13 protein-coding genes are annotated in these 15,442 nt (G+C 39.0%); all 13 read left to right on the top strand.

The features are described from left to right. Positions 1-44: 44 nt before the first annotated feature. The 13 genes from AC13EX_RS06515 to AC13EX_RS06575 all read left to right on the top strand — a co-directional run bounded on the left by AC13EX_RS06515 (position 45) and on the right by AC13EX_RS06575 (position 15,368). Complete coding sequence (locus AC13EX_RS06515) at positions 45-1,175, top strand: FG-GAP repeat domain-containing protein (RefSeq protein ID WP_482892030.1); 1,131 nt, start codon at positions 45-47, stop codon at positions 1,173-1,175. Between the two features lie 172 nt (positions 1,176-1,347). Continuing rightward, positions 1,348-2,925, top strand: coding sequence for a calcineurin-like phosphoesterase C-terminal domain-containing protein (locus AC13EX_RS06520; protein WP_482892031.1), 1,578 nt, complete (start codon positions 1,348-1,350; stop codon positions 2,923-2,925). Between the two features lie 473 nt (positions 2,926-3,398). Further along, entirely contained in the window at positions 3,399-3,914 is a 516-nt protein-coding gene (locus AC13EX_RS06525; protein ID WP_482892032.1) for a cupin domain-containing protein, read from the top strand. A 329-nt stretch (positions 3,915-4,243) separates the two neighbouring features. Further along, the gene (locus AC13EX_RS06530; RefSeq protein ID WP_482892033.1) at positions 4,244-5,800 is read left to right on the top strand and encodes a sulfatase; all 1,557 of its coding nucleotides are present in this window, start codon (positions 4,244-4,246) and stop codon (positions 5,798-5,800) included. A 489-nt stretch (positions 5,801-6,289) separates the two neighbouring features. Continuing rightward, a complete protein-coding gene (gene ku / locus AC13EX_RS06535) occupies positions 6,290-7,063 on the top strand; it encodes a non-homologous end joining protein Ku (RefSeq protein WP_048640972.1) in 774 nt (257 codons plus the stop codon). Further along, positions 7,064-9,496, top strand: coding sequence for a DNA ligase D (gene ligD / locus AC13EX_RS06540; protein ID WP_482892034.1), 2,433 nt, complete (start codon positions 7,064-7,066; stop codon positions 9,494-9,496). 701 nt (positions 9,497-10,197) lie between these two features. After that, the gene (locus AC13EX_RS06545; RefSeq protein ID WP_482892036.1) at positions 10,198-11,706 is read left to right on the top strand and encodes a TolB family protein; all 1,509 of its coding nucleotides are present in this window, start codon (positions 10,198-10,200) and stop codon (positions 11,704-11,706) included. Positions 11,707-11,996: 290 nt separating this feature from the next. Then, entirely contained in the window at positions 11,997-12,353 is a 357-nt protein-coding gene (locus AC13EX_RS06550; protein WP_482892037.1) for a DUF6970 domain-containing protein, read from the top strand. Positions 12,354-12,437: 84 nt separating this feature from the next. Next, positions 12,438-12,956, top strand: coding sequence for a hypothetical protein (locus tag AC13EX_RS06555; protein WP_482892038.1), 519 nt, complete (start codon positions 12,438-12,440; stop codon positions 12,954-12,956). Between the two features lie 108 nt (positions 12,957-13,064). Next, positions 13,065-13,640: a DJ-1/PfpI family protein gene (locus AC13EX_RS06560; RefSeq protein WP_482892039.1), complete on the top strand. Its 576-nt coding sequence runs from the start codon at positions 13,065-13,067 to the stop codon at positions 13,638-13,640. A 584-nt stretch (positions 13,641-14,224) separates the two neighbouring features. Next, the gene (locus tag AC13EX_RS06565) at positions 14,225-14,995 is read left to right on the top strand and encodes a bestrophin family protein (protein ID WP_482892040.1); all 771 of its coding nucleotides are present in this window, start codon (positions 14,225-14,227) and stop codon (positions 14,993-14,995) included. Positions 14,996-15,059: 64 nt separating this feature from the next. Beyond that, on the top strand, positions 15,060-15,224 hold the full coding sequence (locus AC13EX_RS06570; protein ID WP_482892041.1) for a hypothetical protein: 165 nt from the start codon (positions 15,060-15,062) through the stop codon (positions 15,222-15,224). Positions 15,225-15,254: 30 nt separating this feature from the next. Next, the gene (locus AC13EX_RS06575; RefSeq protein ID WP_482892042.1) at positions 15,255-15,368 is read left to right on the top strand and encodes a helix-turn-helix domain-containing protein; all 114 of its coding nucleotides are present in this window, start codon (positions 15,255-15,257) and stop codon (positions 15,366-15,368) included. The last annotated feature ends 74 nt before the right edge of the window (positions 15,369-15,442 follow it).

Here is a 15,442-nt window from a genome sequence, read left to right on the forward strand (position 1 = left end):
ACAGTACAGGATAGTTGTGATAGATAAACGCTTATCTTTAAAGCATGAATCTAACCCTTAATATCGCACTTATACTGGCAGGATTGAGCAATGATCCCAAGCCCATAACTTTTGAAAAGCAACTTATTGCTATGGAAACGGCCGAATCGGCAGGTGTCTTCGATGTAGATGGAGATGGACAACTGGACATTGTATCCGGTAGTTATTGGTACAAAGGCCCAGAATTTACCAAACGACAACTGATCGGTCAGGTAAAACGGATAAGTGAATACTTCGATGATTTTTCTACCATCCCTATGGACGTCAATGGCGATGGCAATATGGACTATGTCACTGGTGGATGGTTTGGTAAGACCCTCTATTGGATGGAAAATCCGGGTAATAATAAAGAATGGGCAGCTCATGAAATTGCCAATCCCGGCAATGTAGAAACCACACGAGCCTGGGATGTAGATGGAGACGGTCACCTGGACATTGTCCCCAACACTCCGAATCAACCGCTGGCTTATTATACTTTAATCCGTAATGCAGCAGGCAAAGGAACAGCAAAGTTTGAAAAACATCCAGTAACTGAAAAACACGGTCATGGCCTAGGCTTTGGCGATCTAAATGGAGATGGAAGAGGAGATTTTATCATACCTGAAGGCTGGCTAGAAGCACCAAAAGATTTGAAAAACGGAACATGGAAACTACATAAAAACTTTGAACTAGGTGGTGCAAGTGTTCCGATCATTGTGGTTGACGTGAATAAAGACGGTTTGAATGACTTCATTGTTGGTCAGGGCCATGATTATGGATTGCATTGGTATGAACAAGTGAAAGAGGGTAATACCATAACATTTAAAAAACATGCCATCGACCCCTACCAATCCCAATACCATACCATGGAATGGGTAGACATAGACAACGATGGAGAAATGGAACTGGTTACTGGTAAACGCTACCGTGCCCACAATGGCAATGATCCCGGAGGGAATGATTGGATGGGAATGTATTATTTCAAGTGGAATGGAGAGTCATTTACCAAAAATGTGATCAGCTATGGGCCTTTTGGAGAAGGCAAGGGGGCCGGTCTGTATTTCTCTGTTGCTGACTTAAATGGCAATGGAATGAAAGACATTGTGGTGGCCGGAAAAGATGGTTTGGTTGTGTTTCACAATAAAGGAAGTCGCTGATAACAATATCCCAATTTAACCTGGTTGTTAATACTGGGTGTTTGAAAAATAACTTTTATTTAATAGGCTGCCCTAATCCTTGATTAGGGCATTCTCTATATTTGATTTTCATTCCGGAAGTAGGATAGTTCAGTCATTCCTCTTCCCAGGTATTTTAAACAAACAATAGCTCATGAAAAAACTAATCAGCTTTTGCTGGGCCATCAGTCTCAGTTTTAGCCTACTGGCACAAAACAATGTAGTAGGATATGTCTATGAAGACAGTAATCAAAATGGAAAAAAAGAACGCCGAGAAAAAGGCATTCCAGAAGTGGGAGTTAGCAACGGAAAAGAAGTGGTACTCACAGACAGTAAAGGAAAATACTCCTTACCAGTAGGGTCCGACAATATTATCTTTGTTATTAAACCTAGCGGTTTTAAAGTACCTGTTGGAGAAAACCAACTCCCTGATTTTTATTATATCCACAAACCCGAAGGATCCCCAGAACTCAAATACAAAGGAACCGAACCTACAGGTAAACTCCCAAAATCAATAAATTTTGCCCTTCATAAAATCGAAGAGCCTAAAAATTTTACTGCTATGATTTTTGGTGACCCACAACCTTATAACACTACAGAATTGGATCAATTTGCTAAAGGAGTAGTAGATAAGGCAAAGATGGAAAGTAATATCAGCTTTGGTATCAGTCTTGGGGATCTGGCAGGAGATGACCTGGATTTACATCCACCATATGTAGAGATCCTAAAAAGGACAAGTTGGCATTGGCACAATGTAATGGGCAACCATGACATGAACTATGATGCCACCATAGACGAGCATTCTGATGAATCTTTTGAAAGGGTATTTGGGCCTTCCACTTATTCTTTCAACCATGGAAATGCTCACTTTATCATTTTAGATGACATCCTTTATCCAGATCCCAGGGATAGCAAAGGCTATTGGGGTGGTTTTACAAAAACCCAGTTGGACTTTATAGAAAATAACCTGAAGCATGTAGACAAAGACAAATTGATTGTTTTGTCCTTTCATATCCCCTTTCTCCACATCAATGAAAATGGTTTCAGGAACAGTGACCGACAAAAAGTTTTTGATCTATTGAAGGATTACCAAAATGTATTGGCCCTATCCGCACATACCCATTTGCAACGCCATAATTTCTACACCGAAGAGGACGGATGGAAAGGTCGTAATCCTTTTCATGAGTACAATGCAGGAACCACTTCTGGCGATTGGTATTCCGGGAAGATAAATGAAGACGGGGTGCCCATTTCCACCATGCGCGATGGCACTCCAAAAGGATATGCCCTATTGCATATAGAAGACAACCAATACAAAATCGATTATCAGGTAATCGGAGCACCTAAAGGACACCAAATAAAGATCTTTAACCCTAAAGTAGTAGCCAACAACAGAGGCACAGGTTCAGGCATCTTTGCCAACTTCTATATGGGAGATAAAAATGATCTAGTTGAATACAGAATTGACAACGGTCCTTGGAAAAAAATGAACTGGGTGGAAGCCCCTGACCCTTCCTATGCAGCGGCTGTAATGGAATGGGATCTGATGGAAGAATTAGAACCAGGAAGAAGACCATCCAACCCAGTTAATGCCACCCACCTTTGGAGAGGCAGTATAGATACCAAATTATCGGTAGGCAAACATAAAATCACTGTAAGGGCCAAGGACATGTTTGGTCGAACCTTTACCGAAACGAGCGAATATACTGTAGCTGAACCAGTGGCTTATTGATTCACTACATAGGAGAACCATTTGAATGGGTGGCTAATGTATTAAGAGTTTAACTCCTGATACTTTAGCCACCTTTTATGTTTTAAGCCAGCTCTAAATCACCATTTGAGCGTAAATAACCTATTCATGGTTTGAAAACGTTAACTGGGGAAACCCTTTAAACCCGAAATATGCAATAGACAATCTATTACTTGCTGAAATCGCTTCAAAATCAGTCACTTCGTTGCTGTTTTCAATCTCACCATAGCGGTGCTATGCTAAAATCTCCAAACCGACCGATTGTCTCGCGATTGCAACACTTCCCGTAAACACGGGACAGGCTATCACCCCTGACATTGGTCAGGACGGAGAAATCCTATTACATAACCCGAGTTAAAGAAACAAAATTGTAACGCATAAAAAATTTATAATCAACAAATCTTTCTAAAAAAACACGGCTAAATAAGCAATTAAAAAAATTAGTATATTTATAAATGCATGAAAATTCAATCAATAAAATAATTGACGTATTAGGTTTGGCCCCACACCCTGAGGGAGGATATTTCAAAGAAACTTATAGAAGTTCCGGTGAAATCCTACAAGACTGTTTACCGGATGATTATAAAGGCAATAGAAATTATTCAACCTGTATCTATTTTTTACTGACTTCAAATAATTTTTCCGCTTTCCATAGGATAAAACAAGACGAAATTTGGCATTTTTATGACGGCTCTCCAATCAGACTACACACCATATCAGAATCAGGAATACATGAAGAGCACCTTATCGGACGAGATTTAATTAAAGGGGAAGTCCCTCAATTTATCGTTCCAGGAGGTTATTGGTTTGGCGCAGAGGTAATCAATAAGAATTCCTGTTCTTTAGTGGGCTGCACAGTCTCTCCGGGGTTTAGCTTTGTAGACTTTGAACTAAAATCCAGATTAGAACTAATTAATTTATTTTCACAGCATAAAAAAATTATTGCTAATTTAACCCGAAATATGCAATAAACAATCTATTATGTGCTGAAATCGCTTTAAAATCAGCCACTTCGTTGCTGTTTGGAGATTTCACCATAGCGGTGCTATGCTAAAATCTCCAAACAGCCTGATTTTCTTGCGATTGCAACACTCATCACGAATTCTATTACATAATCCGGGTTTAACACATAAGTGAAAAAAAAAAAATAAGATTATAGGCTTAAAAAGCCTTAACTAAACCCTATTTCACTCCAAAACATACAATAGCATAGCTATTATCTAATACAGCCATATAACCAGATCATCACTGTGTTTTAATTGCAACTTCTTGTACCACTAATAATCCTCCTCCATCACATATGAACAGTTTACCACTAAAATTCCGCTTTTCCCTATTCGTCTTGACTTTGCTGCTACTCAGCAATTGCAACCCTCCACAGCAACAAATTGAGGAGAAACCAAACATCTTGTTTTTAGCGGTGGATGACATGAATGACTGGGCTGGCTTTTTGTCTGGCCACACGGGAATGAAAATTCACACCCCTAATATAGACCGACTGGCTGCAGCTTCAATGATTTTCACCAATGCACATACTCCAGCTCCGGCTTGTGCGCCAACGAGAGCGGCTATCCTCAGTGGAGTACATCACGCCCGTTCTGGGGCCGAAAACGTATACTGGGGAGACGGGCCTAAATGGCGGGATTTTGAAGCACTAAAGAAGGTAACTACTCTTGAACAGTTCTTCAAAAAAAATGGCTATAAAACATTGGGGGCAGGAAAAATTTACCACAGTCAGGCCCCACCATGGGATGCTACAAGTCAGGTAGAACCAGCAAACTGGGATTTTTACTACCCTAGTCCTTATATTTCCCACCCTTATCAGATCCGTGCACCCGAAGAGGTCATCTATCCGGAAGAGGTGGACAATGAAAACCGCCCTGGAGGTGGAGCAAATAGTTGGTGGACCTGGGGAGCCATTCCTGTTCCTGATGAAAAAATGGCCGATTATCATGTAGCAGACTGGGCCAGGTACCAACTCGGGCAGCAGCATGACAAACCTTTTTTCTTGGCCGTGGGAATGTGGAAGCCACATGACCCTTGGGAAGTTCCCCAAAAATATTTCGACATGTATCCGCTGGAAGACATCGTTTTGCCAGAACGTAAAAAAGATGACTTGGAAGATTCATTTGACCATGGGCGAAGATGGATAATGAAATGGGTATTGGACAATGATCAATGGAAAAAAATAATCCAGTCTTATGCAGCTTCCATCACTTTCTCTGACGCCATGGTAGGAAGGGTATTGGATGCCTATGAAAACTCTGAACATACCGACAATACCATTGTCGTATTATGGTCTGATCATGGTATGCATATGGGAGAAAAAGACAATATCGAAAAATTCACCCTTTGGGAAAGGTCTACGAGAGTACCTTTACTTATTTCTGCTCCTGGCATGTCTCTAGCAGGAAAGATATGCGAACAACCAGTTAGCTTAATGGATTTATACCCTACCCTGGTAGACCTAGCGGGATTTGAAGCGCCTACACACTTGGACGGGAACAGCCTTTTACCTCAACTAAAGGACCCAAATACTAAAACTTCACCTGTCATATCAAGTTATAAATTCTCCTACAAAAAAAAGGAGGCCGTCACAGGCCATGCTGTGAGAAGTATGCGGTACCGCTATATTTATTATCCTGAAATCAACCTGGAAGAACTCTACGATCACGAGAACGACCCAAACGAATGGAACAATATTGCCTATAAAGAGGGAAATACGCAGGTCATTGACGATCATAGAAAAGCACTTTTGGATATGTTGCCTCAGATGCTTTGGAAGGAAGGCCAGCCCGAAGGTTATACAATTGACAAAGATGGCAATGTGAAAATGAATAACTTTGAATCGTTTTAGGAGGATCAATATTTAAAAAACAACAGGAGAGATAGCTACGATTTTTGCGACTTATTTCGGGTTTTCCCCCATAAATTATTTTTTGTGTTACAAAAATCACTTTTTGCATCCATCCCAATGTCTCATTTTACGTTTTAAAGAAGATCTAGTCCTAACTAGCCAAGCCGATTTCGGAAATTTTGGTTAATAGAATTAGTAGGTCAACCTTGGTAGGTATTTTATCAGTTTTGTTGCCTAAAAAAAATAATACCACCAAAATCGTATCTTATATATTTCTCTAAACCATGGGTTACAAACCATAGTTATTGATTAAATGGTTATTTCTAAAAAGAGTTGGATTGTTTTTTGCAGGAGAATTCCCTGTTAGGATTGGAAATATTGTAATCCAAAGAATTCAGGCTATTGGAGAATATTAACCTAATGCCACTAGGGTGAATTATCCAATTAGAAAGGATGTGACAAATAGTTGGTATAAAACTAAAAAATATTATGAAATCAATTTGGAATGGTACCGTCAGCTTTGGGCTTGTCTCGATTCCCATAAAAATGTATTCCGCATCAGAAGGGCGTACCCTCGATTTAGACATGCTTGATAAACATGACCATGCCCGAATCAGGTACAAACGGGTCAACGAAAATACTGGTGAGGAAGTAGCTTATAAAGACATTGTGAAGGGCTATAAAAAAGACGATGCCTATGTCATTTTAGAAAAAGAGGATTTTGAAAATGCCAACATAAAAAAAAGCAAAACCATTGATATCGAAGAATTTGTCGAAGAAACCGAGGTGGCGGATATGCTTTTTAAAAACCCATACTATCTCGAACCGCAAAAGGAAGGGGGAAAAGCATACAATTTGTTAAGGGATGCATTAAAGAAAACCGGCAAATTAGGTGTCGCAACCTTTGTCATGCGTCAAAAAGAAAATCTCTCACTGATTGGTGTGTATAAAAATGTAATCGTTTTGCATGTTATTCGTTTCGCTGAAGAAATCCGAGACACAAAAGAAATAAAAATCCCAAAATCCAAAACCTCTGATAAGGAAATTGCCATGGCGGAATCCCTTATTGAAAATTATACTGAAAAGTTCAATTTCGAGAAATACAAGGATGTCTATAACGAACAACTGTTGAAGACCATAGAATCTAAATCTACCGGTAAAAAAATCAAGGTAGAAAAAGTGAAAAGTGAACCTACTGTTGCCAAAGATTTGATGGCAAAGCTTAAGGCAAGTCTTGACCAACGAAAAAAGATGGCCTCCTAAATGGGACTCAAAGCGTACCGACAAAAGCGAAGTTTTAAAGACACACCTGAACCTAAAGATGTGCTTGAAAAAAGCAACCAATCCAGGTTTGTCATCCAAAGACATCGTGCCAGTCATTTACATTACGACCTGCGTTTAGAAATGGATGGAGTTCTCAAAAGCTGGGCAGTCCCTAAAGGACCTTCCATGAATCCCCGAGACAAGCGTCTGGCAGTACAAACCGAAGACCACCCCATTGCTTACTTAAGCTTTGAAGGGGTCATTCCAAAAGGCAATTATGGCGCAGGAAAAATGACCATTTGGGATGAGGGGAACTACAAAAATTTACACCCACAAAATTCCCTGTCTTCAGACTATAACACTGGGAAGCTAAAAATCATCTTTCACGGCAGCAAACTCAAGGGAAATTTTACCTTGGTGCGTTCTTCCTCCATGAATAAAAAAGAACAATGGTTGCTCATAAAACATGATGATGCATTTGCCACTGACCTGGATTACGATGCCGAAGACTTTACCGATGAGGCATTTTCTATAAAGCCATTCCAAAACCCAAAAAAATTAGACCTTAGGACCCTTGTAAAACCCATGCTCGCCTCTCCGGGGACGAAAATCTTTAACGATAAGGACTGGGTATACGAGTTAAAATATGATGGCTACCGGGCATTGGCTAACATCAATAATGGAAAGGTGGAACTCTATACACGCAATGGAATTTCTCTCAATGAAAAATTCACTCCTATCCATAAGGAACTAAAAAACATAGCGCATAGGGCAATTCTAGACGGTGAAATAGTTGTGTTGGACGCTGAAGGAATGCCACAATTCAATGCCTTACAAAATTATAATGAAGAGACCACCAAAGGCTTGCTCGTATATTATGTTTTTGATTTGTTACATCTTAACGATCATGACACTTTGGAGCTTCCACTGACAGACCGCAAGCAATTGCTGAAAGAATTAATTCCAGAAGCGTCGCATCTTCACTATTGCGACCACGTTGAAACCATGGGAATAACAATCTATAACCAAGCCGTAGAAATGGGAATGGAAGGTGTCATCGCCAAAAAAGCCAATTCTCGTTACGACCTAAACCTTCGCTCTCCTCACTGGCTAAAGTTCAAAAAAATTGAAAACACAGAAACGATCATCTGTGGCTATACGCTTTCCAAGAAAAAGTCCCGTAAGTTTGCGTCCTTAATTTTAGGGATGGTGGAAGATGGCCAATTGACCTATGTGGGTACTTGTGGTTCCGGTTTTTCAGAAGAACAGCTTAAAGAGTTGTATTACAAGTTTGAAGTACTTAAAACCGAGGAGCCAGTGTTCGATATTCGCAAACACCTCAAAGGCCGTGAAGCGGTATGGTTGATTCCTAAACTGATTTGTGAAGTGAAGTTTTCGGAATGGACTTCATCTAAGGTAATGCGCCACCCAGTTTTTTTAAGGTTGCGTGAGGATAAAAATTTGGACTTCGAACAGCCTCAATTACCATCTAAAAATCCAACTCCTCAAAAAAAGACACCTGATGAAGAATTTGCTTTAAAAGTGGATGGAATCACCCTCCACATCACACATCCTGAAAAGAGCTATTGGCCAGAATCCGGTTATACCAAATACGATTTGTTAGATTATTATATTCAGATGTCTGACATCATCCTACCCTACCTAGTAGACCGTCCTGAAAGCTTGCATCGACATCCCAATGGCATCCATGGCGAATCCTTTTACCAGAAAGACAATGAGCATTTGCCTGACTGGACAGATACCCATACCATTTATTCAACATCTTCTGACAAAGAAATTAATTATTTGCTATGTCAAAATAAGGCCACCTTGCTGTATTTAAATAACCTAGGATGCATCGAACTTCATCCCTGGCATTCCACCATTTATCAATTGGATCATCCTGATTATGCTATCATCGATTTAGACCCCTCAGACGAGAACACATTCGAACAGATAATTGAAACGGCATTGGTAGCGAATGACATTTTAAAGTTGGCAGGTATTGAGGGCTTTTGCAAAACCTCTGGCGCATCAGGATTACATATTTATCTTCCCATGGGAGGAAAATACACCTATGAAGAAGCACGAGATTTCACCAAATTAATTTGCTATTATATCCAGGAACAACTTCCAAAACTGACCACTTTGGAACGCTCGCTCAAAAAGAGGGGGCCGAAAATATATTTGGATTACCTACAGAACCGAAAAGGCCAAACCATCGTTGCGCCTTACAGTTTAAGGCCTCAGCTTCATGCTACAGTATCAATGCCATTGCTCTGGTCAGAAGTTAAAACCGGATTAAAAATTACCGACTACACCATAAAAACAGTTCCAAACATCATGGCTGAAAGGAAAGATAGTTTCAAAGCTGTCTTAGGCAAAGCCATTGATATGGGCAAAGCCATCGAACACCTAAACAATTTAAGTTGACCTTAGAGGTCCAATTACGGGCTTCCTGACCCATTCCCATTGATTTTTAAGTTCCTTTTCATTAGCATCCTGATTTCGGGCCAATTTAATATTAAACCCGAAATATGCAATAGACAATCTATTACGTGCTGAAATCGCTTCAAAATACCCAATCGTTGCTGTTTTCAATTTCACCATAGCGGTGCTATGCTAAAATCTCCAAACAGCCTGATTGTCTTGTGATTGAAACACTTCCCGTAAACACGGGACAGGCTTGACCCCTGACCATTGTCAGGGCGGAGAAATCCTATTACATAATCCGGGTTAAAAAATCGGCTCCAGTAAGTCTCGAGGAGGCTGAAGGGGATAAATCCGGAGGAATCCTCAAAAAAGTGAGACTTCCATAGCCTTTCCCCCCACAGTTACCCACCTAAAAGGATTTGCAGTGACGGTTTGCCTGTTTCAACTCATGACTATTGTTTATTTTATGATAGATCGAAAGAATTAGATGGAATTGAACATTATCATTTCCCTGATCTATTGGAAAAAAGTATCACCTGGAAAAAAAACCGACCAAGGGATGACCGATGCATGGCCTTAAAACAAGATTAAACAATTGATTAAAAGCAATTTAATTGTTATATTATTAGAAAATTAAACCACTATCTCTTTAAAAGAAAAACCAAAAAGACTTTATTTCACTTAAAATAACCGAACCAAATATGCCCTTTATTAAATATGCATTTACCCTAGTAATAGTATTTTTCGAATTGGGCTTCGTTGAGGCACAGACTAAAATTGGTCTGTTTGACAATCATTTGGACATTGGAGCAGTCAAAAATGAAGGGTTTGCCCAATATCAGAAAAACGATCAAACCTATACGATTGGAGGCAGTGGTGAAAACATGTGGTTCGACAAAGATGAATTCCAATACCTGTGGACCACAATTCAGGGTGATTTTATTGTAAGGGCAGAGGTTGCGTTTTTGGGAAAGGGTGTCGACCCTCACCGAAAAGCAGGGTGGATTATAAAAAATGACTTGAATACGGACACTCCTCATGTCAACGCATCTGTTCATGGGGATGGACTGACCGCTTTACAATACCGAAGTACCATCAAGGGGGTTACAGGGGAAAATGTTTCCACCGATAGTCTTCCTGATGTTATCCAGTTGGAGAGGAGAGGAAGTAGTTTTATAATGTCAACGGCGAAGTTTGGGCAACCCTTTCGTGAGGTCAAGACAACCAATACAAGTATTAAAAATCAGGTTTATATTGGCCTATATGTATGTGCTCACAATGCTGATATAGTTGAAGTAGTTAAATTTAGAAATGTCAGAATCATACGTCCTGCAACCTCTGATTTCAAACCTTATCGAGATTATATTGGAAGCAATCTTGAAGTAATAGAGGTATCAACAGGGCACCGGAAAATCCTACACAGCACGACGAATGCTATACAAGCTCCAAATTGGACTCCAGATGGGACCCATTTAATATACAACGGAGGTGGCCTCCTTTACAAATACCATATCAGCGAAGGAAAAATAAGTCCATTCAATACGGGTTTTGCTATGAAAAACAACAATGACCATGTATTGACTTTCGATGGCAGTTTAATGGGCATTAGCAATCACAATGAAGAAGACAACAATCAATCTACCCTGTATTACCTACCCTCAGAGGGAGACTCTATTCCCGTTAAGGTGACACCATCAGGGGCAGGGGATTCTTATTTACATGGTTGGTCGCCGGACAATAAAAAAATGATTTTCACAGGGCATAGAAAAGGGCAATATGACATTTACACTACCGAAATCGAAACAGGTATAGAACAACAATTGACAGACCAAAGAACTTTAGATGATGGTGCAGAATACAGTCCTGATGGGGAATATATTTTCTTCAATTCTGTAAGATCTGGTAAAATGAAACTTGGGAGAATGGATGCCGATGGAGGAAACCAAGTTCAATTGACAAGTGACGAATACAATGATTGGTTTCCTCATGTAAGCCCTGATCAAAAATGGATTGTATTTATTTCTTTCCCAAAAGACATTGATCCCAACGACCATCCTTTTTACAAACAATGCTACTTAAGAATCATGCCTTTCAAGGGAGGTACGCCCAAAATTATCGGGTATATATATGGTGGGCAGGGATCGATAAACGTACCTAGTTGGTCTCCTGATAGCAAGTCATTTTCTTTTGTCACCAATACCAGGCTTTAAAAAGTCTTTACCAAATCTTGAAAGCTGCAATAAGATTTCTATTCTTTGTTCTATCAAATAGTCCAAGCCTCAATGGCAAATAAAAAAGGTTCTTCAGCCTGCCCGACAGAATTGATCATCCTATTTTTTTATAAAATAATTGTCCTTTAATGCACATAAAACGTATAAAAAAAATAATACCGGTAATAAATTAATACTAGACGAGATTCGCATTCAATTAGAGAATTGTCACGAAACAACCCATTATTTTGATAACAATTCAAAGAAAGCAGTAATCTAAATAGGCCCCTATGAAAAATTCAATTAAAATAGTTGCGGGACTTTTCCTTTCCTCCTTGGCAATTATGTCCTGTACGGACCTTGAATTGGAAAAGGATGTCCCAAATTGCATCAAACAAAAAATTAAAAAAATACAAAAAGAGGATGTTTACAATCCTCCCGCAAGTGTTTGGGAATGGAAAGATGGCAATAAAACTTATTACTATATTACTTCAGACTGTTGTGATCAGTACAATTACCTGTTTGATGAAAATTGCAATGTAATCTGCGCTCCCGATGGTGGGTTTACAGGTACAGGTGAGGGCAATTGCCCTGACTTTAAAGCAGAAATAGAGAAAACACTGATTTGGGAGGACGACAGAAAATAAAATAAGTATTTATATCGGTGTTGGCGTTGAAAAATTCTTACACAATAAATCTTTTTGACGGATAATGAAACTCAGTACGACTTTATGAAAAAGGCACGTTTTAACAATATAATTACTTTGTTCATAGCCATATGCAGCATAACGTCTTGTGATCCAACGCGTAATTCTGAAAATAAGGAAATAGATTTAGCAGAGATAAAACCAGCCATAAACCAGAATGAGGTGATGGAAATTCCATCCTCTAGTAATACCGTTTCAAACGAGCTTTCCTTTCTAAAAGCATTCGATAAAAAGTATCCCTATGAAATAAGCCTTTTGGACAAACCAGCAATAAAAAAACGACTTGAGGTAATGCTTGGTCCTCAATATGCTTTTATTAAAGGCATTTGGGAAGTAGAATCCCCTATTACCATAACCAATGGAATATTTTTTGCTTGGGGCATGCAAGCACATAGTGGAGGTGACCCTGGTGCCGTATTAATGGCGGACCTTAATAAAAATGTTTTGTATGTGGGCATAAGGAAAAACAATGATGAGAAATTCTATTCGGAAGATGGAAGCGATGTTCCACAAAAAATGAAAGACTGGGCCGATGAACAATAAGCTCCACTTGTAAAATAATGATTAATAGAACTCAAATGCCCAATAAACCACGAATAACAAGGTTGTTCGCAACCTTAAAAACCAATTAAAATTTTTAAATTATAAGAAATGAAAAAGGTATTATTCTTAACTGGAGACTTTACAGAGGACTATGAAACAATGGTTCCTTTTCAAATGCTTGAAATGGTAGGTTATACGGTGCATACCGTGTGCCCTGACAAAAAAAAGGGAGACATTGTTAAAACTGCCATCCATGATTTTGAAGGTGATCAGACTTATACGGAGAAACCAGGTCACAACTTTGTATTAAATTATAGTTTTGATGAGGTAAAAGTTAGCGACTATGATGGTTTGGTGATTGCAGGCGGTAGAGCACCGGAATATTTGAGGTTAAATGGAAAATTAATCGAAATGGTAAAACACTTTTTCGATGCTGACAAGCCTGTTGCTGCCATCTGCCATGGCATTCAGATATTAACTACCGCTAGTGTTGTCAAAGGAAGAAAACTAACCGCTTATCCAGCTGTCGGTCCAGAAGTAACCTTAGCAGGTGGAGAATTCCAGGATATCCCGGCAGACCAAGCTTTTGTTGATGGCAACCTTGTGACCTCACCAGCCTGGCCAGGTCACCCAAGTTTTATCAGGGAATTCCTGAAAATTATGGGAACTAAGATTGAGATTTAATCTCTTCTACCAAAAAAGGTAAAGGCTGTTGTTAGGCCCTTACCTTTTTTGGACTTTTATCTTACTCGCTTTTCATCAATAATTGGTTTGATTGGGCCTTTTTCATTTTCAAGATCAGAAAAATTTCATTTTTCCCCTCGGTGTTTTTGTCAATCTCCTCTTCAATTGGGAGACATTGCCTCAAGAGAGGCCTAAGTTAAGGATGCCATTTAACCAGCTTCACTTTTTTAACATACTCAATAAACGAATGTCAGTAAACCCTATCTGAAAAACCAATTTGCACACTTCAACAAGTCTCTGTATATTGAATGATTCACCGTCATTAATTACCTATTTTAAGGAAATTAATTTTAAATAGCAGTGCATCTTCCAACTTCGCGAAATTATAATTTGAATTTAAATATTTGCTTTCACTGTATATAGTAAAGTATTTAAACAACAGATATGGTAGTTACTGAATTAATAATTGTTCAATTTATTTTTGGAATTGAAACATAATGGTGAATAATTTAGCAAAAACAATTACCTCTTCCTTTTAATAGAAACCCAATATGTTGGTAACAAAGAGCATAAGTTTTAGTAGAATGTTAAAATTATCTTGGCATCATATATTGTGGTTATCAATGTTGATGGGCTTGGTGGCATCTCTATATCATTTTGATCTCATTAAAATTTATATTCCTTGGCTTCCGGTTTCTGTTATAGGCACTGCAGTTGCGTTTTATGTAGGGTTTAAAAACAACCAAGCCTATGACCGGATGTGGGAAGCCCGTAAAATCTGGGGAGGGATTGTCAATGAAAGTAGATCATGGGGAATGATGGTAGATGGACTTATTACCAATTTCATTTCAAAACAACCAATTGAGGAAGACATTAAGACAATCAAAAAGAGACTCTTTTACCGCCACATTGCATGGCTTTATGCCCATAGAAGTCAATTGCTGATCCCTACTGAATGGGAGCATATCAGCCAAACAGGCTCTGTAGGAAGACAAGCCGTTTATTTGAGGAAACAATTTGGAATAGGTTTGGTAGACGATGAAATAACCCGTACAGAACTGAAACAATTTTTATCCTCCGAGGAATACGAACGATTAATAAACAAAGCAAATACAGCCACCCAAATAATCAATGAACAATCCCGAGAATTAACTTCCCTAAGGGAGAAAGGAATTATTAATGATTTTCAGCACATGCAATTGGAAGGTGTCCTGAGAAGTTTTTACACCTTACAGGGCAAAAATGAGCGCATCAAAAAATTTCCTTTACCAAGACAATACGCCAATATAAGTAGGTATTTTGTTGGGATTTTTATTATGCTACTCCCTTTTAGTATGATACCGGGAGCTACTTAATTTAAGCAATTGGGGTGTTTGGCTTTCCATTCCGATCAGTGCTTTGATTGGTTGGGTATACGTAATGATGGAGATCACCGGGGATTATTCAGAAAACCCTTTTCAAGGCATGTCCAATGATATCCCAATGTTGTCCCTATGCAGAACGATAGAAATAGATTTAAGAGAAATGCTGGGAGAGACTGAGCTTCCTCCAGCCATTCAATCAAAAAATGGGGTACTTATGTAACCCTTAGACAACAGGCATTCATCTTAAAAATTGAAACAAAACCTAACCCAAGAAAAGCTATCCGAACTCTCAGGAATAAGCTTGAGAACCTTACAAAGAATTGAGAAAAATGAAGGTTCCCTAAAAATACCATTCATTAAATAAGGCAAATCTCCAATCCAGTGAGTAGATTTAAGAATAAACTTATGGCTCATGTTTTAGATCACCAAATTTTCAGG

The organism is Cyclobacterium sp. L-R, from assembly GCF_056859355.1.